Consider the following 25,780-nt stretch of genomic DNA (forward strand, 5'->3'; position numbering starts at 1 on the left):
ATTCCAGAGAAAAAGAAAAGTTTGGAAAAATGATAAGTAAGTACAAGTTGATTGGAGTGGAAGGCGGGGAAGACTCCTGCGGGAGTACGGGGCAGGGGAGACCCCGCAGGCGCTTAAGCGCCGAGGAGGCTCCCCGGCACGCCCGCGAACCGCTCGCACCTGGAGCGGAGATCAACTTCCTGTTATAAAACCGTAGAATTTACCATTTATGGCTTGAATCTGTATATGGGTATTCCAAACGTTTGTGCTTATTTTGTGATAGAATGGGAGATATAAAAGTTTAAGAGTGGTTGTGGAAAGCGAGGTTTTTACATGTCATTAAGAATGGTAATCGGGCGTTCAGGAAGCGGCAAGACTGCTATGTTCATAGAAGAAATAAAGGAGCGGCTGCAAGAAAAGCCAGAAGGTACACCGATCATTTATATAGTTCCTGAACAGATGACTTTTTTATCTGAATATCGCTTGGCAACAGACCCTGCTATCGGCGGAATGATCCGCGCTCAAGTATATAGTTTTTCACGACTAGCGTGGCGGATTTTGCAAGAAACAGGCGGGATTAGCCGAATTCATTTAAGCAGTGTAGGCATGAGTATGCTCATTCGCAAAATTATTGAAGAGCAAAAGGAACAGCTAGGACTTTTTCAGCGTGCTGCCGATAAAACTGGATTTATCAAACAGCTTGAGCAAATGATCACTGAATTTAAAAGATATTGTATAAGGCCAGAGGAGTTAATTCATAACGCATTTCAATCAAATGGTGATGCAACGGCCGCCAATGCCTTAAATGATAAAATCAAAGATTTAGAAATTATTTATAAAAAGTTCGAGGATGAAATTTTTGGTAAATATATTGATTCAGAGGATTACTTTACACTCTTAGCGGAGAAAGTGTCCCATTCAACCTATTTAAAGGATGCAGAAATATATATCGATGGTTTTGATAGTTTTTCACCTCAGGAATATGGTGTAATGTTGGAATTAATGAAGCATTGTAAAACCGTATCAATCGCACTAACCACCGATCAATTATCCGTTGGTTCAGCTCCTGATGAACTAGACTTATTCCGCTTATCCGGTGGAACTTGTTTTTCCATTTATGATTTAGCTAAAGCAAACGGGATCGAGATGGAGCAGCCAGTCTTTTTAAAAGAGCAAAAAAAGTGGACTGAGCCATCATTGCGTCATCTGGAAGAAAAATTTGATACGCGGCCTGTTGTACCATATTTGGATACGTCCCAAATTAATATTTGCCAAGCAGTAAATAGAAGAGCCGAGATCGAAGGGATTGCCAGAGAGATTCGTGATTTTGTTAGAACAAAGGATTTCAGGTACCGGGATATCGCATTGTTAATCAGAAATGGGGGGGACTATCATGAGATTGTTGAACCAGTTTTCAACGATCATCAGATTCCCTATTTTATTGATCAAAAAAGGACGATGCTGAACCATCCTTTAATTGAATTAATCCGATCAAGTCTTGAAGTGATTAATTCTTATTGGCGCTATGAACCGGTATTTAGAGTGATTAAGACAGAATTATTATTCCCTATCCAGGAAAATACCGCAAAAATGCGCGAGAGAATGGACAAGCTAGAAAATTATTGTCTGGCTTACGGAATAAACGGAAGTAAATGGACGAAAAAAGATCGTTGGAGCTATCGACGAATTAGAGGGCTGGAATTAGAGGTTAACTCTCAAACCGATGCAGAAAAAGAAATGGAACAAGAGTTAAATGAATTAAAACTGATGATAACAGCGCCGTTATTACGTCTATCAAGAAGATTGAAAAAAGCGGATTCAGGAAGAAAACTCTGCGAAGCCATCTATTTATTACTAGAGGAATTGGATGTCCCCGCAAAGCTTGAAAAGTGGAAGGCAGATGCCGAGGAAAAGGGTAATCTTGTAAAAATGCGTGAGCACGAACAAGTCTGGAATGCTGTAATTGATCTGCTCGATGAATATGTTGAAATACTTGGGGATGAGCTAGTCTCATTAAAGTCATTCGCGGCGGTGTTAGAGTCAGGTTTTGAATCCTTACATTTTTCACTTATTCCACCTGCACTGGACCAGGTTTTGGTTGGGGATTTAGAAAAATCAAGGCTGAATGAAATAAAAATTGTCTTTGTGGTGGGTGTCACTGAAGGAATACTGCCGGCGAAAATTTCGGATGAAGGGATTCTTTCAGATGAAGACAGGGAAATGCTTTTGGCAGCTGGGGTCAATATTGCACCGAGCAGCAGGACAAGGTTGCTCGATGAAAACTATCTAGCCTATAAAGCTTTTACCGCACCATCTGAAGCTCTTTTTGTGTGTTTTCCACTTGCGAATGATGAAGGAAAAGCGTTAATTCCTTCCTCGTATATTAAGAGATTAAAAGATATGTTTCCAAATGCAAATGAGCTTTTCTACGTTTCAGATCCATCACAAGTTTCGGAACGGAGTCAACTAGGTTTTATTTCAAATTTTACAACTACGTTGTCTTACCTCAATTCCCAACTGCAATGGAAAAAACGAGGATATCCTATTTCTGATGTTTGGTGGGATGTTTATAACTACTATCTCGAGAGTTCAGGGAAGGACAAGGCCCAAAAAGTGTTTTCAAGCCTGTTTTATTCGAACCCAGTCGTAAAACTTTCAACAGAGACCGCAGATGAATTATATGGCGAAGCCATTCAAGCGAGTGTTTCCAGAATGGAACTATATAACTCTTGTGCTTTTTCTCATTTCGCTCAGCACGGTTTAAAGCTCCGCGACCGCCAAGTATATCGGTTAGAGGCTCCTGATATCGGGGAGTTGTTTCATGCAGCCTTAAAACAGATTGCGGATATTGTCAATGAACAAAACCTTTCTTGGGCAGAGCTTTCAAGGAAACAATGTGAAGAGCTCTCGAAGGAAGCAGTCATGACTTTAGCCCCTAAACTGCAAAATGAAATATTATTAAGTTCAGAGAGACATCATTATATAAAAAGGAAATTGGAGCAAATTATTACCCGTGCCTCTGTTGTTTTAAGTGAGCATGCTAAAGTGAGTGGTTTTTCACCTATTGGTTTGGAATTAGGATTTGGACCAAACGGAAAACTGCCGCCATTATCATTCTCACTGAAAAATGGGAAAATAATGGAGTTAGCTGGTAGAATTGATCGAGTCGATCAGGCAAAAGCTGCAGATGACAGTGTCTTTCTACGAGTTATCGACTACAAGTCAAGTGAAAAGGACGTCAATTTTAGCGAAGTGTATTATGGGCTTGCACTGCAAATGTTAACCTACCTTGATATTGTCATGACCCATTCGAATGAATTGGTAGAAATGAAAGCCAGTCCTGCAGGTGTTCTCTATTTCCATGTTCATAATCCTTTTATTAATACAACCAAAATGTTGACGATTGATGAAATCGAAAAGGAAATCATGAAAAAGTTTAAAATGAACGGATTAATGGTAAGTGATCAAAACGTAATTCGGCTTATGGACAAAACGCTCGAATCGGGTGATTCAGAAATTATTGCAGCTGGCATCAAAAAAGATGGAAATTTATCGAAAAAATCAAAAGTTGCCAGTCTATCAGAGTTTGATGACCTGAAAACTTATGTCCGTAAATTATATCTAAAAACAGGTAACGCTATTATCGATGGTCAGATTGATCTAGCACCATATAAATTAAAGGATAAAACACCTTGTACATTTTGTTCTTTTAAATCAGTTTGTCAATTTGACGAGGCTATTGAGACTAATCAATTCCGGGTTCTCACACCGCACTCGAAGGAAGATGTACTAGAATTGATTAGGAAGGAGGTTCGAGAATATGAGTAAGGTTGTTATTCCCCCCAAGCCAGAAAATGCAACATGGACTGATGACCAATGGAAGGCAATAATGGCAAAAGATAGAGACATACTCGTCGCGGCAGCGGCTGGTTCGGGAAAGACGGCAGTCCTCGTAGAAAGAATCATTCAAAAAATTCTTTCAAAGGAAGATCCGATTGATGTGGATGAATTATTAGTAGTGACCTTTACGAATGCATCGGCAGCTGAAATGCGGCATCGAATAGGGGAGGCCCTAGAAAAAGCTATTGATGAGGACCCAAGTTCTCGCCATTTAAGAAAGCAGCTTAGTTTATTAAACAAAGCATCTATTTCAACTCTTCACTCCTTTTGTATGGAAGTCATCCGAAAATATTATTACCTAATCGACGTAGATCCAGGGTTTCGAATTGCTGATGAAACAGAGGCGCAATTAATCCGGGATGAAGTGATGGACGAGTTATTTGAGGAAGAATATGGCCAAAAAGATAATGCCGCCTTTTTTAACCTGGTGGATTCATTCACTAATGACCGCAGCGATGCTGCCTTAATGGATATTGTTCGGTCTATTTACGATTTTGCTAGCTCAAATCCAGAGCCAGATCAATATTTACGGTCCATAATAAATATGTATGATACTTCATCGATTCATAATATAGAGGATCTTCCCTTTATACAGGACCTGCTTTTTGATATTGAACTACAATTAGAAGCGGCTAGAGAAATGATCAACCGAGGGTTAGAATTAACGAAACTTCCAGGCGGACCAGCACCTAGAGCCGAAAATTTTCTAGATGATTTAATGGTAATTGATACTCTCCTGCTTGCCAAAAAGGATTCTTGGGAAACACTTTATCAAGCATTAATGACCTGGTCTTTTTCACGGGCAAAACAAGTGAAAGGTGATCACTTTGATAAAGAACTAACGGAGAAGGCCCAAAAACTTCGCGATAAGGCAAAGAAAAAAATTCAAGATATAAAAGGGGAATTATTCTCTCGAAAACCTGAAAGCTTTTTACGTGATATGGAAGAGATGCGGCCGTTAATAGAAACATTGGTTCATCTTGTGAAGGAATTTTCTCAGCGGTTTTCAAAGGTTAAAAGAGAAAAAGGACTTGTCGATTATGCTGATTTAGAACATTACTGCCTTGGCATTTTGACAAAGGAAATCTCAACTGAGGGTGAATTTCTTCCATCGGAAGCGGCTCTGGCATACCAAAGGCATTTTAAAGAAGTCTATTGTGATGAATATCAAGATACAAATATGGTGCAGGAAACCATCCTGAAACTTGTCACGAAGAAAGAAGAGCACAATGGAAATATGTTTATGGTCGGAGATGTTAAACAGTCCATTTACCGTTTTCGATTGGCTGAGCCGAATCTTTTCTTAGGCAAGTATACCCGCTTTAAAGTTGACGGAGATTCAACAGGATTACGTATTGATTTAGCACGCAATTTCCGAAGCAGAAGTGAAGTACTTGATGCGACCAATTATTTATTTAAACAAATTATGGGTGTCAAGGTTGGCGAAATCGAATATGACGAGGCAGCAGAGTTACGTGCTGGCGCACCCTATCCAGAAGATGAGCCCTTTCCGGTTGAACTTCTGCTTATTAACCAAAACGTTGAAGAAAAGGAATCATCAACTGCGCCATCTGAAGGTGAGGCAGAGGCAGAACTAGAAGAATTTGATGCAGTTGGACTGGAACAATCCCAACTCGAAGCAAGGGTTATTGCTTCTAAAATTAAGGAGTTAGTTGCTACTGGAGCACCAGTATATAATCCAAAAACGAAATCTACTCGGCCGCTCATGTATCGAGATACAGTTATTCTACTTCGTTCGATGACATGGGCACCGCAGATCATTGAAGAATTCAAGCAGCAAGGGATTCCCGTTTATGCCAGCCTCTCAACAGGGTACTTTAACGCAACGGAAGTGGCCATTATGATTTCACTCCTGCGTGTTATTGATAATCCATTCCAAGACATCCCTCTTGCCGCTGTATTACGGTCCCCCATCGTTGGGTTGAATGAGGAGGAACTATCCATCATTCGTATTCAACAAAAGCGAGGTTCATTTTGGGAGGCAGTTACCTCTTTTTGCAAAAGTAAACAAGCTGAAAATACGGCTGCATTTTACGAAAAACTGCGCCGCTTTTATGACTTTTTGACAGAATGGCGCTCTATGGCAAGACAGGGTTCTTTGTCTGAGTTAATTTGGCAGTTATATAGAGATACCCAGTTTTATGATTTTGTCGGAGGCTTACCAGGAGGAAAGCAGCGTCAAGCAAACCTGCGTGCACTATATGATCGAGCACGGCAATATGAACGCACTTCTTTCCGTGGTCTGTTCCGGTTCCTGCGGTTTATTGAACGTATGATGGAAAGAGGAGACGACCTCGGGGCAGCAAGGGCACTTGGAGAGCAAGAGGATGTAGTTCGAATTATGACTATTCATAGCAGCAAAGGGCTTGAATTTCCTGTCGTATTCATGGCGGGAATGGCCCGAACCTTTAATATGGCAGATATTCGTAAACCATATATGCTTGATAAAGAATATGGATTTGCTTCTAAGTATGTAAATGCAGAAAAAAGAATTTCGTATCCTTCTTTACCACAAATTGCTTTTAAGCGAAAAAAGAAAATGGAAATGCTCGCCGAAGAAATGCGTGTCTTATATGTAGCCATGACAAGGGCAAAGGAAAAACTTTATTTAACCGCAACATTAAAAGATGCACTCAAAAGAATAGATCAATGGAATGATGTGGCAGCAAATACTGAATGGCTGTTGAAAGATTACGAACGGGCAGCAGTTTCAAGCTATATTGATTGGATTGGTCCGGCCCTTGTTCGTCATCAGGACAGTAAAGAATTAAGGAATAAAGAAACGATAAATCCCCTGATACCTGAAGATATCACGAGTCACCCTTCTTTATGGAAAATTTCTTTGCTAAGTGCTGAAGAGGTGAAACAGAAAGAAACAGAAGAAGAACTAGAAGAAAATCAACTTCTTGAACGAGTACAAAAAGGGGAACTTGTCGAGACTGCGTCACCATTTGCTGAAGAAATCCGGGCCCGCTTAGATTGGGAATATTCTTTTTCGAATGCAGCAAGCCATCGTTCGAAACAATCTGTTTCAGAAATAAAGCGACAAAGGGAAATGGCGGATGAACAAAGTGGGACCGATCTAGTGAACCACTTTAAAAAATCAATAGTAAAACGTCCTAAATTTATGCAGGAAAAGCAATTAAGCCCAGCCGAACGAGGCTCTGCTATGCATATGGTCATGCAGCACGTCGATTTAACTAAGCCAGTGAATCAAGAGTCACTTCAGGAACAATTAACTTGGATGGTCAATAATGAATTATTAACCCTGGAACAAGCAGCAGTAATCGATAAAAATTTGATTATTCATTTTTTTGATTCCGAATTGGGGCGAAGATACTTTAATGCTAAAACACTCAACAGAGAAGTTCCATTTACACTTTCTATGCATGCTCGTGATGTGTATCCTAATTGGAACGAGGAAGATGAATCTGTGTTTGTGCAAGGGATTATTGACTGTATCTTAGAGGATGAAGATGGGCTGGTTTTAGTGGATTATAAGTCAGATCGGATAACTGATCGCTATAAAGGCGGGTTTGACCAAGCCAAGACAATTCTTGAAAACCGCTATAAGATGCAAATTAACTTATATACCCGTGCAATTGAACAAATCTGGAAAAGGAAGGTCAATGAGAGGTATTTGTTTTTCTTTGACGGGGCTCATATTTTGAAGGTTGAGAGAGAATAATTCAATAAAAAATGACATAGACCATCTTATGGTTTATGTCATTTTTTTAATTATTACCCACAATTGGCTGATCGATTAAGTTCGTATCAAGTACATTGGTTCCGCTTAATCCCGAATTCGTTACGACGATTCCACCGGTGTTAAATGCACCTGAGCCTGCATTTGTCTTAGAGGCACTTTTTGGAGAGATATATACCGTATCGCCAAATTGAACAATACCGCCACTTACATGAACGATTTGGACGGGACCGATAATCGCTGGCATAACTAACATCCTTTTTAGAAAAGTTACTTTTATCCTTAAGAGTAACTTATGCATTTATCTTTGTCCTTGTTCTCCTTCGTTTCTGCCATTTCTAGGACTTGGATATAACTGTCGAATATGTTTAATTCTAGCTTCCATGGAAACATGGTTGCTGCTTCCAACGTGCAAGAGGGAAGCTGAAGATATCCCCGTAATATCAATTCGGCCAACCTTAATTAGTGGGTTAGGATTTTGACGGGAATATGTGAAAGATTCATTAATAGGGAGAAATGGAATAGGTTCGGAATAGACCTGGTAAGAGGATAAATCCCCTTCATTTCCATAAAACACTTCGCTCTCCCTTTGGACCGCGAGTGCTCTTGAAAGACCATTGATAATACAGGAATCCCCTATCTGTACCGTAGAGGAAAAAGAGACGATTTTAATATTAATTGTATCTACACAAGAGGTTCTCTGCAGCATGTTGTTCACTCCGGTGATAGCGGAACAAAAGGACCTATAATTAATGATTCCGCAGGGGTATCAAAAGTAGAGGCTAACTGGATTGTTTCTGTATCTCCCACCATTACTAACGAGGAACTTGCCACCCCGGTGATTTTGATGTTTTGGACAAAGAGTTCACGGTTATAAACTACAAAGTTCATTCTGTATGCATCCCTTTCAGGTTATCAGGTAAATTACTAAAAAAGACCATTACCCCGTTTTGTATTTCCTTCTTTAATGCTTCAATAATTAAATCATCTGAAGGGGTATCAGCAATCGTGCGATTGTCCGCAGGATGGGTGTTTAAATGATGTTCTATCCTACTCGGAAGCTGTTTAATGATGTCTTGTTTTATAAATGCTAAATACTCGTCATTTGGCAGAACGTTCAATTCTCTCTGAGTAGCTTCCACCATAGGAGGTAAATCCGATTCTAAATATCTATAAATGGCTTCCTCGATTTTCATTGATCTTTGCATTTGATCTTTTGGTGATATTGGGGTGGATAAGGATTGATTTTGTACGGCAAAGTCTTCAATTCCTGCTAATTCGGATGGATTTAGACCAATGTTTAACGTACCTTCAAGAGTCTCTACCTTTAGTTGATCAAATTTATACTCAATTTTGTCTACATGGATGGCCTGTTTTTCATATAATTGTTTGATTTCTGCTTGCATTTTTTGGAGAGTGCTCTCTAAAGACTGAATTCTTTGCTCCTGAGCTTGAATACACATCTGCAGCCATTGAAGATATTGGGAATAATCCTGATACATGTAATCACCTCACAATTATTTCTCCAATAAACGTATTGATTATTATAAGATCGGCGGCCTATTTATCCTGTTTTCTTACTGCGGCTTGTAGGGGAACTGATGGTGTCCCTAATAAAGAGCCTGAAGATTTGATTGTTTGTGGTGCAGGTCCAGTAAATCCGCCAGTATTATATAAATGAGCCATCGGTTTAATAATCCCAGCACTACCTATTTGTAAGACTGAGGAATTGGTAATCCCGCCAATTTTTATGAAATTAATCTGAATGGACTGCTGGATATAAAAGTTCATTTAAAATCACCCATTCATTAAGCATTAAGTGCAATCCCTTGATCGTAAACATCTGAATCACTTGTATTAGTGGAACTTACATTATTTTGAAGTTGTAAGCTTTCCCCAGTGTTAAAGGAACCAGCGCCAGAAAATGTTTTTGCGGTAGAAAATGGCATAATTTTATATACATCGCCAATATGGAAGACAGAACTGCTGCCAAGCGTAATGACCTGTGCAACTCCAACAATTGCTGGCATTTTCAACACCCTTTTTTCATAGTATCTTCTACATCCTATGTATGGGTAAAGGTAATGTGATTGATACGCCCAAAATTATTGAAATCAAGAATCGTATACGATGTTTAATATTCATTTGTAGAACGATCGATTAGAAATAGTTATAATTACCTATTTGCTTGTACAGAAAATAATAAATAAGTTGGGTTTTCGGTTGTTTAGAAAGGGACTATTATATGAGTAAGAGATCAGTCGGAAATAAACACTGTTTCTCGATAAAGGCAAACCTGATGAAAATCAGTGACGCAAAGCTATAGGGGCTAAGGTGCATTTACACTAAGCCAGCCAGTTACCGAAAGATTAGGGTGTTTCATAATGGATATTCATGTCTGCATAGTTGTTCTATGTATCTATGGTATTCTATGAATTCTATCCCCCCTTTGGTAAAGGCGGGGCTATTTCTTTTTTATGGAGGTGGAAACTAATCGACTACTTAACCTGTTTTGGACCCATAAATCCCCTTATTTTAGATGAAGATGTTTCAGAGGTTATGGTAAATGGACCTAACCAGGTGTACTGTGAACGTAAAGGAAAATTGGTATTAACGTCAATACAATTCCGTGACAATGAACATGTCAAAACAATGATAGACAAAATTCTTGCCCCACTTGGATGGAGAATCGATGAAAGTTCGCCAATGGTAGATGCTAGGCTGCCTAATGGCTTACGTGTTAATGCCATCATTCCTCCCCTTGCATTAAATGGACCAGCCATTACAATCAGGAAATTTTCAAAGGATCCCTACCAAATTGAAGATCTAATCAACTTTGGGACAGTGACAGAGGAAATGGCATTTTTTCTAGATGCATGCGTGAAAGCCCGCTTGAATATGTTTGTTAGCGGTGGTACGAGGTCTGGTAAAACAACCACTCTGAATGCCCTTTCCAATTTTATACCTGATGAAGAAAAAATCGTAACGGTTGAGGATGCAGCCGAAATTCAGTTGGGACAGGGTCATGTAATCTCACTAGAACTTCGACCTTCCGAAATAAAAGGTAAAAGAGCCATTTCGATTCGAGAGCTTCTCAAGAAATCGTTACGAATGAGACCAGACCGTGTTATTATCGGAGAAATCCGTGGTGGAGAAGCGCTTGATATGCTTCAGGCAATGAATTCTGGCCATGATGGTTCACTTGCTACAGGGCACTCATATAGTCCAAGGGATATGATTAGCCGTTTGGAAACAATGGTCCTTTTAGCAGGATTGAATAATTCTATTAAAGACATTCGAGAGCAAATTGCAGGAGCAATCGATGTGATTATCCAGCAAACTCGTTTAATGGATGGAACAAGGAAAATTATCAATATTACTGAAGTTCAAGGAATGGAAGGAGAAAATATCGTTCTGCAAGACATCTTTTCCTTTAAACAAAAAGGAATTAATTCTGAGGGGAAAATTATTGGACAACTTATACCGACTGGTGTCCGCCCCAAATTTTATGATCGCCTAGAGGCATCAGGGATTCATATTCCAGCGTCATTGTTTAAATAATCTCAGGTAATAAGAGGCATTAAGTTATGAATGGTTAGGGGCTGAATTTCCTTTAAATAGGGTTCGGCTTTTTTGTTCATTAAATTTGTTCGAGGGAGTTATTTCTTTTAATATATTAATTGTGAGACAATCATATTGAGGTGAAAAAGAGTGAAATTTGTGACAGTAGAATATAACCATGAATTGTTCGTTGGATTGCTTGACCAAACTGAGGCCACAGTCCTTTTGTTAAACCTTGCTGAAGAAGCAAGAATGGGCATAAGAAGTTTTCCTCCTTCCCTGCTTAAATGTATCGACTTAGGAGATCTCTTTATTGAAAAGGTGAAAGAGGTTCTGGATTGGGTTACTAATTGCGGACAAACTTCATCTTTTTTCGTCCCAATTGAACAGGTAACTTTGCTTGCTCCTATTCCGAGACCAAGTAAGAATATTTTTTGTGTCGGGAAAAATTACGCAGAACATGCGATTGAAATGGGGAGTGAAGCCGATATCCCTGAACATATTATGGTCTTTACAAAAGCACCAACAACAGTTATTGGGCCTAATGAAATGGTCCTAAATCACAAAAATATAACGGCTCAACTTGATTATGAAGGCGAGCTTGCCGTCATCATTGGTAAAAAGGGGCGGGCAATAAAAAAAGATAAGGCATTGGATTACATTTTTGGCTATACCATTATTAATGATGTAACCGCACGAGATTTGCAATCGAGGCACAAGCAGTTTTTCATCGGCAAAAGCCTTGACACAACCTGTCCGATGGGACCTTGCATTGTTCATAAAAGTTCTATCGATAATCCGAATTCCCTAAATATCGAGACGAAAGTAAACGGAGAATTAAGACAGAATTCAAATACTAAGAATTTTATTTTTCCAATTGAAGAGGTTATCTCCATTTTATCAGATGGAATGACACTGGAACCTGGTGATGTTATTGCAACTGGCACACCAGCTGGTGTAGGGAAAGGGTTTAAGCCCCCTAAATTTTTATCTCCAGGTGATCAAATGGCAGTCACAATTGAAAAAATTGGGACACTGAAGAATACTATTCAAGAATAAAGCTATACTTGAAAAATAATTTATAGCATTCTTCTATTTATTACTTTATTTGACTTGCTTTTTTTCGTGTTTATATACTGTTTATGGTATGATAAGGTTCGAATTAAAAGAAATTTTATACATAAGGAGGAACTAACTTGATTCACGGTCATATTACGGCTTGGCTTTTAGCATTAATTCTATTTGTAGTAGCACTTTTTTTACATAAGGGTGGAAAAGAAAAAGGTGCAAAAATTGTTAAAATGATTTTACGAGTATTATATTTGCTTATTATTGCAACTGGTGCAGGGCTTCTATTTTCGGTTTACAAAATTGATGTTTGGTATGTTTTAAAAGCGGTTGTCGGACTTTGGATAATCGGATTATTCGAAATGATTCTTAGCCGTGTGGCTAATAACAGAAGAACTTCTGTATTTTGGATTCAGTTTGTCGTTGCATGGGTTCTTGTTTTATATCTGGGTGGAAGATTGCCAATGTCATTTTTAAACCCATAAATTTTATGTTATCTTGTAAAGGCTGTCGAACAATTCGGCAGCCTTTTGAATTTCCCATGCCTTTTATCTATGAAATCATTTTCTCTATCACTAATCGTTTTCCTGTATTTAATGTAAATTCAAATCGATCATTCACCTTTTCGTAATAGCAAAAATGGTGTTGGACATTACAAATTTGATCCTGATTATCGAAAACTATAAAATTTACCCCATCTTTGCGATTTTCATCCGATAAGAAAGATAAATGATTATAACAGTAGATGCAATCGTAAATGGAAAAGTTTAAGGAGTTTAGAGTGGTAACAAATTGAAAAAAAGCATCATCATTTACCCCATCTAAAAGCCTTTCAAGCGAATAAACTAAATGTTTCCTAATCCTGACTAAATCATGATTTCGGAGCATGGTTGCTTCATTTCCAATCCGGATTTTTCCTGTTTCATACAATTTACCTTTCTTCCAACGGTTCATTCGGAAGACTTCAATTTCTTGCTGAAGGTAATCATCTAACATTTCAGCTTCTTCCGTTTCCTCATCAAAGAAGATCCATTGGTCATTAATTTGTTCAACCGTTCCTTCTGTGTAGGCTCTCTCTTGATAATCGTATAGTCTCATTCGTTGTTGTCGATTCATTATTAACCTCCGTGCCAGATGATATCATATTCTTTTTAGACATCTTCATGGGATTTTATAACTGAAAAATAAAGTATTATTTTTTTATCTTAAAAATCTGACTTCCTTACCCAGCTTCCGCTTTTTTTTTGGACAATTAACCAATTCTTATGGGCTGAATACTATAAAACATGATTCATGTACAGTAGTTCTGTTAATGAGGAGTGTGAAAGGAAATGTGTGGCATTACAGGCTGGATTAATTTTGATAGGTCACTCAAAAACGAAGTAGAAACACTGACCAAAATGACAAATACTCTGGCAAAAAGAGGCCCTGATGAAACAAACATCTGGTCTGATGCAAATGTGGCTTTTGGTCATAAAAGACTGATTGTTGTTGACCCTGAAGGGGGAAGACAGCCAATGTCCAAACAAAAAGACGGATATAATTACACCATTTGCTATAATGGGGAATTGTATAATACAGAAGATATCCGCAAAGTTCTCCATACTAAAGGATATTCATTTAAAGGTCATTCTGATACAGAAGTTCTATTATCTGCCTATATAGAATGGGCGGAAGAATGTGTAAATTATTTGAACGGAATTTATGCATTTGCTGTCTGGGATAGCAAGAAGGAACAGCTCTTTATTGGACGCGATCGTTTAGGGGTAAAACCTCTATTCTTCAAGGAACATGAGAAGGGTCTTTTATTTGCTTCTGAAATCAAGGCTATTTTAGCCCATCCAGAGGTGAAAACTGAAATCAATCAAGAAGGTCTTGCTGAAATCTTTGGAATTGGTCCATCTAGATCGCCAGGTTCCGGAGTCTTTAAGGGAATAAATGAGCTAAGACCAGCACATGCTCTAACATTATCGAAGAATGGTCTAAAAATTTGGCGTTATTGGAATGTAAAAAGTGAAGAACATAAGGACAGCGTGGAGGAGACGGCAGAAAAGGTCCGCTATTTAGTAACAGATGCTGTAACGAGGCAGCTAGTTTCGGATGTTCCATTAAGTACATTCTTGTCTGGCGGTTTAGATTCAAGCATCATTACAGCGATTGCTGCGAAAGGTTTTCAGGACCAAAACAAAGGGCAGCTCCACACCTACTCCATTGATTATGAAGGAAATGACAAATATTTTTCCTCAACTGAATTTCAACCAGATGCGGATGGAAAATATATTCAAATGATTACGGATAAATTTAATACCATTCACCATAACAAAATTATTACTCAGGAGCAATTGGTTAATGACTTGGTGGAAGCGACCCATGTAAGAGATCTTCCTGGGATGGCAGATGTTGATTCTTCGTTACTTTGGTTTTGTAAGGAAATCAAACAGGATTTTGTTGTCAGTCTTTCAGGGGAATGTGCGGATGAGATTTTCGGCGGGTACCCTTGGTTTCATCGAAAACAAGACCTTGAACGAGCAGGGTTTCCGTGGATGCGGTCATTAGTGGAACGACAAAATTTGTTGAAATCACATTGGCGGGATAAACTTAAATTGAATGATTATGTTATGGAAAAGTATGATCAGGCGATCGCCGAAACGCCAAGATTAGATGGTGAAAGCGTGGAGGAATCAAAACGGAGAGAGCTATTTTATATTAATATGATAAGCTTTATGACTACATTGCTTGATCGGAAAGACCGGATGAGCATGGGTGCAAGTCTAGAAGTCAGGGTTCCATTTGCTGATCACCGACTTGTAGAATATGTATGGAATATCCCGTGGGAAATTAAAATGTATCGCGGGAGAGAAAAGGGGATCCTCCGAAAAGCATTTGAAGGTATTTTACCGGAAGAAGTACTGTATCGGAAAAAAAGCCCCTATCCGAAGACCCACAATCCTGCTTACACCATTGCTGTCCAAAAACAGGTGGAGAATATTTTACAGGATAAATCCTCCGCATTACATGAATTTTTTAATAAAGAGCAACTTGAAAATATCGTGAAGTCTGGTGGAAATTCATTTCAAGAACCTTGGTTTGGTCAGTTGATGACAGGTCCTCAATTATTGGCGTACCTTGTGCAACTGCACACATGGTTTAAGGAGTATAATATTAACCTAGTGAATTAGGTTGATTTTCTGAGAGAAGGAAGAATTTAAATTTGGAATAAAAACTTGATTAGATTAAAATAGTGTAGGGAAGAGGATATCCTCTTCCCTTTTTTAGAGGAGGATATAACTATATGAAAAAAATTACACTTATTTTAATCTTGTTATTACTAAACTCATCGCTTTCTGCACATGCGGCCGTTGAAAAGAAAGAACGCTTATGGCAGGATGAATCGGTTTATTCCATTATGATTGACCGTTTCAACAATGGAGATCGGAATAATGACATTGATGTAAATGCAAAAGATCCATTAACATATAATGGCGGAGATATTCAGGGAATTATAGATAAGTTAGATTACATACATGACATGGGATTTACTGCGATTCGATTAACCCCCATTTTTGACAATGGTAAGAATGGATACCATGGCTTTTGGGTTAAGGATTTCTACAAAGTTGACGAACATTTTGGAACTATGAAGACTTTCCAAACGTTAGTAAAAGAAGCTCATAAACGAGAAATGAAAGTGATCTTTGATTTTGTTACAAATAATGTAGCAGTTGACCATCCTTGGCTAAGTGATACCAGCAAAAAAGACTGGTTTCATGTAAAACAAGATATCGCATCTGGAAATGAAAATCAGAAGGAACTTGAGCAAGGCTGGATTGATGGATTGCCCGATCTTAATCAGGACAGCCCAGAAGTAAAGAAATACTTAATAGACACAGCAAAATGGTGGATCAATAAAACAGATATTGATGGGATGAGCTTACCGGAAGTAAATTATGTTCCACTCAGCTTTTGGACTGATTTTTCAACTGAAGTTAAGAAGGTAAAGAAAGACTTTTTCCTGTTAGGGGTCATTTCCAAAGATAATCCTATAGATATGCAAGCATATACAGGTGCTGGGATAGACAGTGTTGTTACGTATCAATATAGTGAAAAATTAAGAAATACTTTTGCAAGTACTGATCAATCCTTTAGTTCACTATACTCGGATGTAGATAAAAATCAGCAATCATTTTTAAGACCAAATTTTTTGGATAATGAATATACCACAAGATTTACGAGCGACATTGTCGCAAAAAAACAATTCCCAGGCTCACGCTGGAAAACAGCATTGTTGTACCTTTATACCACCCCGGGAGTTCCTATTATTAATTATGGGACCGAAATTGCTTTAAATGGAGGAGGTATTCCGGATAACCGCGGGCAAATGAGCTTCAGGGCTGAAAAAGAATTGATTGATTACATTACCAAGGTGGGCGAATTAAGGAATCAACTTCCATCCTTAACTAGAGGAACCATGGAGATGCTCTATGATCAAAAGGGAATGGCTGTTTATAAACGAGTGTATAAAGGGGAAACATCCATTATTGCGATCAATAATTCGAGTAAGTCTCAAAGCGTAACATTAACAAATGAACAAATTGAAGATGGAAAAGAACTGAGGGGCTTACTTGGAGGAGATAAAGTTAATAGTCATGATAATAAATATATGATTATTTTAGATCGGGATAATTCGGAAGTATATGTTGCAACTGAAAAAAGCGGCATCAATTTTCCATTAATTGCAGGGTTAGTTGTTGTTTACCTGTTATTTACGTTATTTATTCTTAAATTAAGAAAAAACAAGCGATAAAATGTCGGGGGCTTTCCCCGACATTTTTTTATCCGTTAATAATTTCCCCGCCATTTACATGAATCATTTGCCCACTCATATAGGATGAGTCATCTGAGGCAAGAAAAACATAACTGGCTGCTAATTCATACGGTTGTCCTGCTCTACCCATTGCCGTATTTGAACCAAAGGTAGCAACTTGATCTGCTGTAAAAGTCGAAGGAATCAGTGGTGTCCATATTGGACCTGGAGCCACACCGTTTACCCGAATTCCTTGAGGTGCAAGGGACAGTGCTAAAGAGCGGGTAAAGGAAACTACTGCTCCTTTGGTTGAAGAATAGTCCACTAATTGTTCATGCCCCTTGTAGGCCGTAATGGAAGCAGTGTTAATAATCGATGCCCCTTTTTTTAAAAAAGGGAGAGCCATTTTGGTCATATAGAAAAAGGAGAAAATATTTGTTCGGAACGTCTTTTCCAATTGTTGTGAAGTGATTGATAATAAACTTTTTTGCGGATGTTGTTCCGCTGCGTTATTAACAAGTATATCTAGCCTGCCAAATTCAGAATGAATCTTATTCACGGTATCCTTACAAAAATCTTCACTGCCTATGTCGCCGGAATAAAGCTGGCATCTTCGTCCTTCCGCTTTAATTAATTGCTTGGTTTCTTCTGCATCTTGATGCTCCTCCAAATAAATAATCGCTACGTCTGCCCCTTCTTTGGCAAAATAAATCGCAACTGATTTGCCAATCCCACTGTCACCACCAGTAATAATTGCAGTTTTACCAGTTAATTTTCCACTTGGTTGATAATTGGGGTCGACCGAGACGGGCAGTGGATTCATTTCACTTTCTATGCCAGGCTGATGATTTTGATGTTGTGCTGGAAAGGTCTTCTTTTGTTGATTTTTATTATTGCTCATTACCTAAAACCTCCAAGTGTTTACTCCTTATTAGTTTTAGATAAATGGGTCAAATTATGAAAAATAATAATGATAAAAAAAGCGAAAGGATTTTATAATCCTTCCGCTGTTTTTTCATCGGTAATTTATAAATTGGACATCCACTGTTAAATCAGCTTCGCGCACAAGGGAGATTATTTTTTGTAAATCATCCCGGTTTTTACCGCTAACACGTACTTGGTCGTCCTGAACCTGACTTTTCACCTTGACGCCGCTATTTTTAATGATGGTATTAATTTTTTTAGCATTTTCTTTGTTAATTCCTTGAACTAGTTTAGCTCGTTGACGAACGGTTCCGCCTGAAGCTCCTTCGACTTTTCCGTAGTCAAGATTCCTTACTGGAACTCCACGTTTTATTAATTTGCTAAATAAAACATCCTTTAGTTGGTCCATTTTATATTCATCATCGGAAACAAGGACCAGTTCCTCTTTATCTTTATCCAGTGAGACTTCACTTTTGCTGCCTTTAAAATCATAGCGTGTACCAATTTCCTTCATTGTTTGGGCAATCGCATTTGACACTTCCGATAAGTCAACTTGAGATACAATATCAAATGAACTATCTTTGGACATAACAAAACCTCCATTTTATAAACATTATATTAAGCTCATGCCTGCTAAAGTTTCCCTTTATGGGTACATTATAGTAAAATATAGCAGTTCAAACAACTATTTAAAAAGGAAGCGCACGTTCAAACGGATAAATAGGCGCTCCGAATGAGATAAACTAATTCTCCGTGAAAAGAAAAGAGGATATATATATGTCTTTAAATGAATTAATTGGTCAAACAACCACATTAACTGTAGCTAGGAAAGCTTCGTTTGGGTATTTTTTAACAGATGGAAATGAAGATGTATTACTTCATTTTAATCAAGCCCATCAAGAATTTGAAGAAAATGATCAAGTTGAGGTTTTTCTATATGTTGATTCAGAAGGTCGAATCTCTGCTTCAACCAATATTCCTGAAATAGCGATTGGACATTATGCTTGGGTGAAGGTAACCGACTCAAATCCAAGGATTGGTGTCTTTTTAAATATTGGACTTCCAAAGGATATCTTGTTAGGTATTGATGATTTGCCTGTACATAAATCCGTTTGGCCCAAACCTGGAGATTTAGTTTATATTACCTTAAAGCTAAGCAGCAATTATCTCCTTTACGCAAAGCTAGCCACGGACCCAGTGATTGAATCTATTTCTGTAAAAGCAACAAGAGCAAATTTTAATAAAAATGTGCAAGGACATATTTATAGAACGGCTAAAGTCGGAAGTTGGATCTACACCATCGAAGGTTTTAAAGGATTCATACATGAGTCGCAAAGACAGCAAGAGCCGCGGATTGGAGAAAAAGTTGAAGGCCGGATTATTGATGTAAAAGAAGATGGTACGATCAATGTTTCCTTGCTGGCAAGAAAAGAGGAAACGCAAGATGTTGATGCGGAACGAATTTATGAGTATTTGATGAGCAGAAATGGTGCTATGCCATATAACGATAAAAGCATGCCTGAAGATATCAAAGATCGATTTAACTTAAGTAAAGGTGCCTTTAAAAGAGCGCTTGGAAAACTTATGAAGGAGGGCAGGGTATACCAAGAGGGCAGCTGGACATATGTGAAGAAAGATTAATGTTTTTACATACTCTTTTCAAATTGACAGAAACTAAGTGTGAAACTATTTGAAAGGGGTAAGGTTATGCCGCACACTTCAGACAACGACAAAAAAGCGAAAGACAACAATGCCCTTCGCCATGAAAAGAATATGATGCGTGAAAAAAACCGTCAAGCTGGAAAAAATCAATATTCCAAGAAGACAGATCATAAATAAGAAAAGCGGAAGCGCCCTGTTCAGCGGCGTATGGCCTGGAGCTAGACAATTTTCAAAGTGAGTGAGGAATCCGCCTCACTCACTTTTTGGTATTTTATTTAAGAAGAAAATGGAGATGGTACCAGCACCTGTATGGGACCCAATAGCCGAACCGATTGATGATATAAAAACTTCGATCGGATGGAATTCTTCTTCAATCATCACTTTCATTTCTATAGCGTATTCTTCACAATCCGCGTGGCTAATTCCAATAACTTGATTATTCATTTCTGAGCCGCGGTCCTTCATGATTTCAATGATCCGTCGCATCACTTTTTTCTTCCCGCGTATTTTTTCAATTGGGACGAGTCTGCCGTCCTCTACATTGAGGATAGGCTTAATATTCAATAATCCTCCTAGAAATGCAGAGGCTTTGGATACACGCCCTCCTTTTGCTAAATAATCAAGATCTTCCACTGTAAAAAGATGTTCCATATGAGTGCATCTAAATTGTATATCTTCTAAGATTTTTTCTTTTTCAATATTTTTAGCAGCAAGAACGGCTGCTTCTCGAACCACAAGACCAATTCCAAGCGAAGCACATTTGGTATCGACAATTGTTAAATTAAAATTTGGATATTTTTCCTTCACTTGGTCAAGAATCATAACAGCAGTTGAATATGTACCAGATAATTCTGAAGAAAAGGCTATGTATATCCCGTCTTCACCTTTTTCTGCCATTTCGGTAAATACTTCCTCGAACAGAAGTGGAGAGACTTGAGATGTTTTTGGAACAATTCCACTACGAATTGTTTCATATACAGTGTTCGGATCAATGGATTTTACATCTTCATACTCATTGCCATTAATCTCTACTTTTAAAGGAAATAATGTCACTTGGTGCTCTTCATAAAAACTTTTTGGTAAATCGCATGCGCTATCAGCTAGTATTCGTACCTGCATATAGCTCACCTGCTTTCAAACAATTTATAGTTTCAGTTTATCGGTTTAACAATAAAAATACAATTATCTATCACAGAAAACATTTCAATGGATTCATATTCTCTCAGGTAAAGGGGTAATAGATATGATTTGGCTTCAGATAAAGAAGCTTGGAGTGGTAGCAGCGGGTTCCTTGTTGGGCGCCTTAGCGATGAATTTATTTTTGGTACCTGCAAATATTTACTCAAGTGGATTTACAGGAATAGCCCAATTACTTTCAAAAGTGTTAAGTGACTATACACCAATAAATGTGTCTCTAGGATTTTTATTATTATTGCTGAATATTCCTGTGGCTATTTTAGGATGGAAAAAGGTAGGAAAATCTTTTACAGTCTACAGCTTTATTAGCGTTGCACTGTCTTCATTATTTTTGATACTTATCCCAATTAAACAGGTTTCAAATGATATCCTTCTAAATGCAGTTTTTGGTGGAGTCATCCAAGCCGTTGGTGTTGGAATTACGTTGAAATGGGGAGCATCAACAGGCGGTGTAGACATCATTGCTATGGTTTTATCGAGAATGAAAGACAAGCCGATTGGACCCTATATGTTGGTCATAAATGGAGTGATTATTTTAACAGCAGGATTTTTGTATGGCTGGGAAAAAGCTCTTTATACGCTTGTAACATTATATACTTCGACAAGAGTGATTGACGCTATCCATACTAGGCATGCAAAACTTACGGCAATGATTATTACAAAAAAGGCGGATGTAATGAAAAAAGCCATACAAGAAAAACTTGTAAGAGGAATTACAATCCTTCCTGCCAAAGGGGCATTTTCAAACGAAGCGAGAGAAATGTTAATGATCGTCATTACACGATACGAACTGTTTGATTTGGAAAGAATCCTTAAGGAAGTAGATCCAAATGCATTTACAAATATCATACAAACAACAAACATTTATGGCTTCTTTCGAAAAGAGTAGAAAAGCGGAAACGCCTTGGCGCTTCCGCTTTTCTGTTAAGACAGTTGATCAAGCTCTTGTTGCATTTGTTGGAGCTGTGCCTGCTCTGCTACAGTGGAATTTGCATAAGCAGAACTTAATGCATTTTTCGCTTTCGCCACAGCAGAATCAAGTTCAGCAGGGTTGGCTGAGTTTGCCATTTCAACAAATCTTCGTGCTTCTTGGAACAATTGGTTTCCCATGATTATATTCCTCCAAGCGAGGATTCTTGCACATTGGCCATCTTCTGAGCTTCCGCTTCAGCATAGGTCATGTGATAGGGAATACGTTCCGCATGTTTACTGACCGTATCCGCTCCTTGCTGGACAAAGCGTTTTGATTTGTTTCGTTTACCCATTCGAATCCCTCCAATATGCTCAAGGCTTCTTTTTGAAACAGCATCGCTGCCTCAAAAAATAGTATGTACCAAAATGGGGATGTTCATTTAGGTAAACAATGGCGAACGGGGTTAAAATTTTATATTTAACAAATCTGCCAAATATTTTCCCACTCCATCTTCTTCATTGCTTAAGGTAACATGATTGGCAATGTTTTTTACCTTATCAATGGCATTTCCCATCGCAATTCCGTGTCCGGCATATTCAAGCATTTCTAAGTCGTTGTCTTCGTCGCCAAACGCAATAACCCGCTCAGCAGGAATGCCAAAGTAATCAGACGCTTTTTTTAGCCCGACAGCCTTGTTTAAGCCAACTTTAATAATCTCAACCACATGCCAAGGTGCTGCCCAACTACGGTGGTCAATCACTTCCGCATGGACTGCGGATAAATGATCGCGAATGGTTTTTAACTGATCTTCATCTGTATGAATTAACAAACTTGTTGGTGATTCCTTTAAATAATCGGCTAAATCTCCGGTAGTAATATTAGGATTTCCAAAATTAAAAATGTCTAAAAGCTTTTCATCATGATAGTGGAAATACACATCATCAATTACTTCAGCGATAATATTATGAAAATGAAAGCTCCTGCACGCTTCAACAATTTCATGTGCAACCTTGATATCTAGTGGTTGGTGATAGCCCCAGTTTGGCTTTCCGGGGTAATGCATAAACGCACCATTAAAATTAACAATCGGTGTGTCTAAATTCAATTCACGATAGTACATCTCGCAGGAACGAAAAGGCCGCCCCGTTGCAATCATGACGATATGACCTAATTCTCTTGCCTTTTTAATAATTTCTTTTGTTTTTAAAGATATCGTCTTATCATCTTTCAATAAAGTTCCATCTAAATCTAATGCAATTAAGTGTCTATTTGCCATAAGAACTCCTTCTAATATTAATTTCATCGCTAATATAAATGGTGCTTTAGGAAAAATTTTATATTTATGATACACTGCTAATAAAGAATCTTCATACTCCAAGGACCCTTATTATTTCTATATTCACTATGTTAACAAGTTTATAACGAAACTGTAAAAAAATTCACACCCAAAGGTATAAAAAAACTATATACTTTTTTTTATGAAGTCTCAATTTTAATGATATCAAAGATATTTGCTATAATAATTTTAGGTCAAAGACATTTGAGGAGTGAAAGAAAAATGAATGAAGAACTAAAAGAGAATATATTGGGTGCGTTAGAGTTAGTTATTGACCCTGAACTAGGAGTAGATATCGTAAACTTAGGGTTAGTATATGATACGGAAATGGATGAAGAAGGGAACGTAACCATTACGATGACATTAACATCAATGGGCTGCCCGCTTGCGGGTACGATTGTGGACCAAGTTAAACGAGCATTGGCTGATATCCCAGAAATAAAAGAGGTTGAAGTAAATATTGTTTTCAATCCTCCTTGGAATAAAGATATGATGTCACGTTATGCGAAAATTGCCTTAGGTATTCGCTAGAAAACAGCAGAATTTTCTGCTGTTTTTTTATTCTTCATTTTTTAGACATATTTATTTGCTTGGAATGTGAGAAAGTTCACTTTTTTCGAACATAACCACCTTTATAATACATTTTATAAGGCTATCTGATTAAAAGCCAGTATTAGGAGGCATATTCAATATGAATTTTAGCCGAGATTTTAATAAAGACCCATTTATCGTTATTTGGGAACTCACTAGAGCTTGCCAATTAAAGTGCCTGCACTGCCGTGCGGATGCCCAGTATAGAAGAGATCCACGTGAACTATCGTTAGAAGAAGGAAAAAATTTAATTGATCAAATATATGAAATGAACAATCCAATGCTTGTTTTTACAGGCGGGGACCCGTTGATGAGAGAAGATGTTTTTGAAATTGCAAAATATGCAGTTGAAAAAGGTGTACGGGTATCAATGACGCCAAGTGCGACACCGAATGTAACCAAAGAAGCTATTGAAAAGGCGAAAGAAGTCGGTCTAGCACGTTGGGCATTTAGTATCGATGGTCCTAAAGCCGAGATTCATGATCATTTTAGGGGAACGGCAGGTTCCTTCGACCTTACCATGGAAAAAATAAAATATTTGCATGAAGTAGGATTACCTATTCAAATTAATACGGTAATTTCCCGTTACAATATTGACTATCTTGATGAAATGGCAAAAATGGTAGAGGAATTAGGCTGTGTGCTTTGGAGTGTCTTTTTCCTAGTTCCAACAGGAAGAGGTCAAGAATCGGATATGATTTCTCCTGTTCAACATGAAAAAGTTTTCAGATGGTTATACGATTTAAGTAAGCGCGTTTCTTTTGATATCAAAACGACAGAGGCAATGCACTACCGACGGGTTGTGATTCAACAGAAAATGCGTGAAGCGAAAGAAACAACCGATGATATCGAGTATTTAAGTGCTTTAACAGAAAAAGGATTAACAGGTTCCATTGACGGATTGGGACGGGCTCCAAAAGGTGTTAATGATGGTAACGGTTTTGTTTTTATCTCCCATATTGGAGATGTATATCCAAGTGGACTATTACCAGTGAAAGCGGGGAATATTCGTGAAACCCCCTTGGCAGAAATTTACCGTGAATCACCAATATTTAAATCACTAAGGAACCCTGACCTCTTTAAAGGAAAATGCGGTGTTTGTGAATTCCGTCATGTGTGCGGAGGGTCAAGGTCAAGGGCCTATGCGATGACAGGAGATTATCTAGAAAGCGAGCCATTCTGCGTTTATATTCCAAAAGCATTAAGAGAGAAGCAAGTTCAGGATAATTAGATAAATAGGACAAGGCTGGCCCATTATAATGAGACAGCCTTGTCTGTAATGTTATGGAAAATAAAAAAAGACGGCATGCCATACTATTCAATATTGCAATAGACTGCCGAACAATTTTCACAATCGATTTCATTTTTTAAGTATTGTAAATCCAAAATGGATATTTTTCCTTTTTTAACAGAAATGATTTTATCCTTTTTTAGTTCACTTAGAATCCGGTTTGTACTTTCACGGGATGTACCGCAGAAATTAGCCAGTTCTTGGTTTGTAAGCGGAAGATCAATTAGAATTCCGTTATCTTTTTGAATACCATAACTATTTGTCATTCGGATAAGAGTTGAAAATAGTGCCCCTCGTTTCCCATTTAGGACAAGATCGCGAAACTTTGTTTGCGTTTTACGGAAATGATCACTCATCCATTTCATGAATTCAAAGGCAAGTTTACTATTTTGAAAAATTTCGCTTTCAATGACATCTTTTTTTATTGCAGCAACTTCTCCTTCTTCAAGAACCATTGCACTCAATAAATACCTAGGATTATCCGTAAATAGGGTTAATTCTCCGCAAATATCATTTTCTCCACAAATTCTTAACGAAAGTTCACGACCATCTGATGTGATTTTACTAATTTGAACTTTTCCAGAAATGATAATATAAAGTTCTTCAGCAACCATTCCTTCTTGAAATAAAAAGCTTCCTCTTTCACTTTTAAATTTCCGATCTGCAAATCTAAGTAATTCTTTTATTTCAATGGAATGAGTTGGTTTCATTGGTATTGTCATCGGTTTCACCTCTACGCATCATTTTAATAACCATCTATTTTGAAATCTTCATGATTTGTTTGTTAATAATATTTTATCCTATTAGAAGGCATAAAATAGAAGTAA

26 protein-coding genes, 1 pseudogene and 1 riboswitch are annotated in these 25,780 nt (G+C 37.9%); of the genes and pseudogenes, 13 read left to right on the forward strand and 14 right to left on the reverse strand.

The window, feature by feature from the left end:
* The 3 genes and pseudogenes from COJ96_RS29000 to addA form a co-directional block, all read left to right on the forward strand.
* Positions 1–188: pseudogene (locus tag COJ96_RS29000) on the forward strand (hypothetical protein); the annotation flags it as partial.
* Between the two features lie 124 nt (positions 189–312).
* Positions 313–3,807, forward strand: coding sequence for a helicase-exonuclease AddAB subunit AddB (addB, locus tag COJ96_RS07915; RefSeq protein ID WP_098572411.1), 3,495 nt, complete (start codon positions 313–315; stop codon positions 3,805–3,807).
* A complete protein-coding gene (gene addA, locus COJ96_RS07920) occupies positions 3,800–7,588 on the forward strand; it encodes a helicase-exonuclease AddAB subunit AddA (RefSeq protein ID WP_098572412.1) in 3,789 nt (1,262 codons plus the stop codon). Before addB ends, addA begins: the two co-directional genes overlap by 8 nt.
* Positions 7,589–7,634: 46 nt before the next feature.
* On the opposite strand, the gene COJ96_RS07925 is transcribed toward addA, so the two are convergent.
* The 6 genes from COJ96_RS07925 to COJ96_RS07950 are packed head-to-tail and all read right to left on the reverse strand — an operon-like array spanning position 7,635 to position 9,636.
* Positions 7,635–7,853 carry a spore germination protein gene (locus COJ96_RS07925; protein ID WP_098572718.1) on the reverse strand — a complete coding sequence of 73 codons (219 nt, stop codon included), beginning with the start codon at positions 7,851–7,853 and terminating at the stop codon, positions 7,635–7,637.
* A gap of 54 nt (positions 7,854–7,907) precedes the next feature.
* Positions 7,908–8,315, reverse strand: coding sequence for a spore germination protein GerPE (locus COJ96_RS07930; RefSeq protein ID WP_098572413.1), 408 nt, complete (start codon positions 8,313–8,315; stop codon positions 7,908–7,910).
* A 5-nt stretch (positions 8,316–8,320) separates the two neighbouring features.
* On the reverse strand, positions 8,321–8,497 hold the full coding sequence (locus COJ96_RS07935) for a spore gernimation protein GerPD (protein WP_098572414.1): 177 nt from the start codon (positions 8,495–8,497) through the stop codon (positions 8,321–8,323).
* Positions 8,494–9,108, reverse strand: a complete 615-nt coding sequence (gerPC, locus tag COJ96_RS07940) for a spore germination protein GerPC (RefSeq protein ID WP_098572415.1) — start codon at positions 9,106–9,108, stop codon at positions 8,494–8,496. The genes COJ96_RS07935 and gerPC overlap by 4 nt, the downstream gene beginning before the upstream one ends.
* Before the next feature lie 58 nt (positions 9,109–9,166).
* Positions 9,167–9,397 (reverse strand): spore germination protein GerPB, encoded by a 231-nt coding sequence (locus COJ96_RS07945; protein ID WP_098572416.1) that lies wholly within the window; start codon positions 9,395–9,397, stop codon positions 9,167–9,169.
* Between the two features lie 17 nt (positions 9,398–9,414).
* Complete coding sequence (locus COJ96_RS07950) at positions 9,415–9,636, reverse strand: spore germination protein (protein ID WP_098572417.1); 222 nt, start codon at positions 9,634–9,636, stop codon at positions 9,415–9,417.
* A 249-nt stretch (positions 9,637–9,885) separates the two neighbouring features.
* Positions 9,886–9,972: riboswitch (cyclic di-GMP riboswitch) on the forward strand.
* Positions 9,973–10,027: 55 nt separating this feature from the next.
* On the opposite strand from COJ96_RS07950, the gene COJ96_RS07955 reads away from it, so the two are divergent.
* The 3 genes from COJ96_RS07955 to COJ96_RS07965 all read left to right on the forward strand — a co-directional run bounded on the left by COJ96_RS07955 (position 10,028) and on the right by COJ96_RS07965 (position 12,720).
* Positions 10,028–11,167, forward strand: a complete 1,140-nt coding sequence (locus COJ96_RS07955; protein WP_098572719.1) for a TadA family conjugal transfer-associated ATPase — start codon at positions 10,028–10,030, stop codon at positions 11,165–11,167.
* Between the two features lie 150 nt (positions 11,168–11,317).
* Positions 11,318–12,226 (forward strand): fumarylacetoacetate hydrolase family protein, encoded by a 909-nt coding sequence (locus COJ96_RS07960; protein ID WP_180230018.1) that lies wholly within the window; start codon positions 11,318–11,320, stop codon positions 12,224–12,226.
* A gap of 137 nt (positions 12,227–12,363) precedes the next feature.
* A complete protein-coding gene (locus COJ96_RS07965) occupies positions 12,364–12,720 on the forward strand; it encodes a YisL family protein (protein ID WP_098572418.1) in 357 nt (118 codons plus the stop codon).
* A gap of 67 nt (positions 12,721–12,787) precedes the next feature.
* Here COJ96_RS07965 and COJ96_RS07970 read toward each other — a convergent pair whose 3' ends face one another.
* A complete protein-coding gene (locus COJ96_RS07970) occupies positions 12,788–13,351 on the reverse strand; it encodes a DUF2777 domain-containing protein (protein ID WP_098572419.1) in 564 nt (187 codons plus the stop codon).
* A gap of 215 nt (positions 13,352–13,566) precedes the next feature.
* On the opposite strand from COJ96_RS07970, the gene asnB reads away from it, so the two are divergent.
* Together asnB and COJ96_RS07980 are read left to right on the forward strand one after the other, a co-directional pair.
* Entirely contained in the window at positions 13,567–15,414 is a 1,848-nt protein-coding gene (asnB, locus tag COJ96_RS07975) for an asparagine synthase (glutamine-hydrolyzing) (protein WP_098572420.1), read from the forward strand.
* Positions 15,415–15,527: 113 nt separating this feature from the next.
* Positions 15,528–17,039: an alpha-amylase family glycosyl hydrolase gene (locus tag COJ96_RS07980; RefSeq protein WP_098572421.1), complete on the forward strand. Its 1,512-nt coding sequence runs from the start codon at positions 15,528–15,530 to the stop codon at positions 17,037–17,039.
* 28 nt (positions 17,040–17,067) lie between these two features.
* On the opposite strand, the gene COJ96_RS07985 is transcribed toward COJ96_RS07980, so the two are convergent.
* The gene (locus COJ96_RS07985; RefSeq protein ID WP_098572422.1) at positions 17,068–17,940 is read right to left on the reverse strand and encodes an SDR family oxidoreductase; all 873 of its coding nucleotides are present in this window, start codon (positions 17,938–17,940) and stop codon (positions 17,068–17,070) included.
* A 114-nt stretch (positions 17,941–18,054) separates the two neighbouring features.
* Positions 18,055–18,552: a YajQ family cyclic di-GMP-binding protein gene (locus COJ96_RS07990; protein WP_098572423.1), complete on the reverse strand. Its 498-nt coding sequence runs from the start codon at positions 18,550–18,552 to the stop codon at positions 18,055–18,057.
* Between the two features lie 188 nt (positions 18,553–18,740).
* Between COJ96_RS07990 and COJ96_RS07995 the strand changes: the two genes are divergently transcribed.
* Together COJ96_RS07995 and COJ96_RS08000 are read left to right on the forward strand one after the other, a co-directional pair.
* Positions 18,741–19,604, forward strand: a complete 864-nt coding sequence (locus COJ96_RS07995) for a CvfB family protein (RefSeq protein ID WP_098572424.1) — start codon at positions 18,741–18,743, stop codon at positions 19,602–19,604.
* Between the two features lie 66 nt (positions 19,605–19,670).
* Positions 19,671–19,802, forward strand: a complete 132-nt coding sequence (locus COJ96_RS08000) for a DUF3941 domain-containing protein (protein WP_081825501.1) — start codon at positions 19,671–19,673, stop codon at positions 19,800–19,802.
* 75 nt (positions 19,803–19,877) lie between these two features.
* Here COJ96_RS08000 and COJ96_RS08005 read toward each other — a convergent pair whose 3' ends face one another.
* Positions 19,878–20,744 (reverse strand): DegV family protein, encoded by an 867-nt coding sequence (locus tag COJ96_RS08005; protein ID WP_098572425.1) that lies wholly within the window; start codon positions 20,742–20,744, stop codon positions 19,878–19,880.
* A 124-nt stretch (positions 20,745–20,868) separates the two neighbouring features.
* Here COJ96_RS08005 and COJ96_RS08010 point away from each other — a divergent pair, with 124 nt between their 5' ends.
* Positions 20,869–21,711, forward strand: a complete 843-nt coding sequence (locus COJ96_RS08010; protein ID WP_098572426.1) for a YitT family protein — start codon at positions 20,869–20,871, stop codon at positions 21,709–21,711.
* Between the two features lie 35 nt (positions 21,712–21,746).
* On the opposite strand, the gene COJ96_RS08015 is transcribed toward COJ96_RS08010, so the two are convergent.
* The 3 genes from COJ96_RS08015 to COJ96_RS08020 all read right to left on the reverse strand — a co-directional run bounded on the left by COJ96_RS08015 (position 21,747) and on the right by COJ96_RS08020 (position 23,011).
* Positions 21,747–21,932, reverse strand: a complete 186-nt coding sequence (locus COJ96_RS08015) for a DUF3813 domain-containing protein (RefSeq protein WP_098572427.1) — start codon at positions 21,930–21,932, stop codon at positions 21,747–21,749.
* 2 nt (positions 21,933–21,934) lie between these two features.
* On the reverse strand, positions 21,935–22,087 hold the full coding sequence (locus COJ96_RS28510) for a hypothetical protein (RefSeq protein WP_180230019.1): 153 nt from the start codon (positions 22,085–22,087) through the stop codon (positions 21,935–21,937).
* A 111-nt stretch (positions 22,088–22,198) separates the two neighbouring features.
* Positions 22,199–23,011, reverse strand: a complete 813-nt coding sequence (locus COJ96_RS08020; RefSeq protein WP_098572721.1) for a Cof-type HAD-IIB family hydrolase — start codon at positions 23,009–23,011, stop codon at positions 22,199–22,201.
* A 282-nt stretch (positions 23,012–23,293) separates the two neighbouring features.
* Here COJ96_RS08020 and COJ96_RS08025 point away from each other — a divergent pair, with 282 nt between their 5' ends.
* Positions 23,294–23,602, forward strand: a complete 309-nt coding sequence (locus COJ96_RS08025) for a metal-sulfur cluster assembly factor (RefSeq protein ID WP_098572428.1) — start codon at positions 23,294–23,296, stop codon at positions 23,600–23,602.
* Between the two features lie 160 nt (positions 23,603–23,762).
* Entirely contained in the window at positions 23,763–24,893 is a 1,131-nt protein-coding gene (locus tag COJ96_RS08030; RefSeq protein ID WP_098572429.1) for a TIGR04053 family radical SAM/SPASM domain-containing protein, read from the forward strand.
* 83 nt (positions 24,894–24,976) lie between these two features.
* Here COJ96_RS08030 and COJ96_RS08035 read toward each other — a convergent pair whose 3' ends face one another.
* Complete coding sequence (locus COJ96_RS08035) at positions 24,977–25,675, reverse strand: Crp/Fnr family transcriptional regulator (RefSeq protein ID WP_098572430.1); 699 nt, start codon at positions 25,673–25,675, stop codon at positions 24,977–24,979.
* Between the last annotated feature and the right edge of the window lie 105 nt (positions 25,676–25,780).

The sequence above is a fragment of the Bacillus sp. AFS073361 genome (assembly GCF_002567005.1).
In the GTDB taxonomy this organism is placed as follows: Bacteria; Bacillota; Bacilli; order Bacillales; family Cytobacillaceae; genus Neobacillus.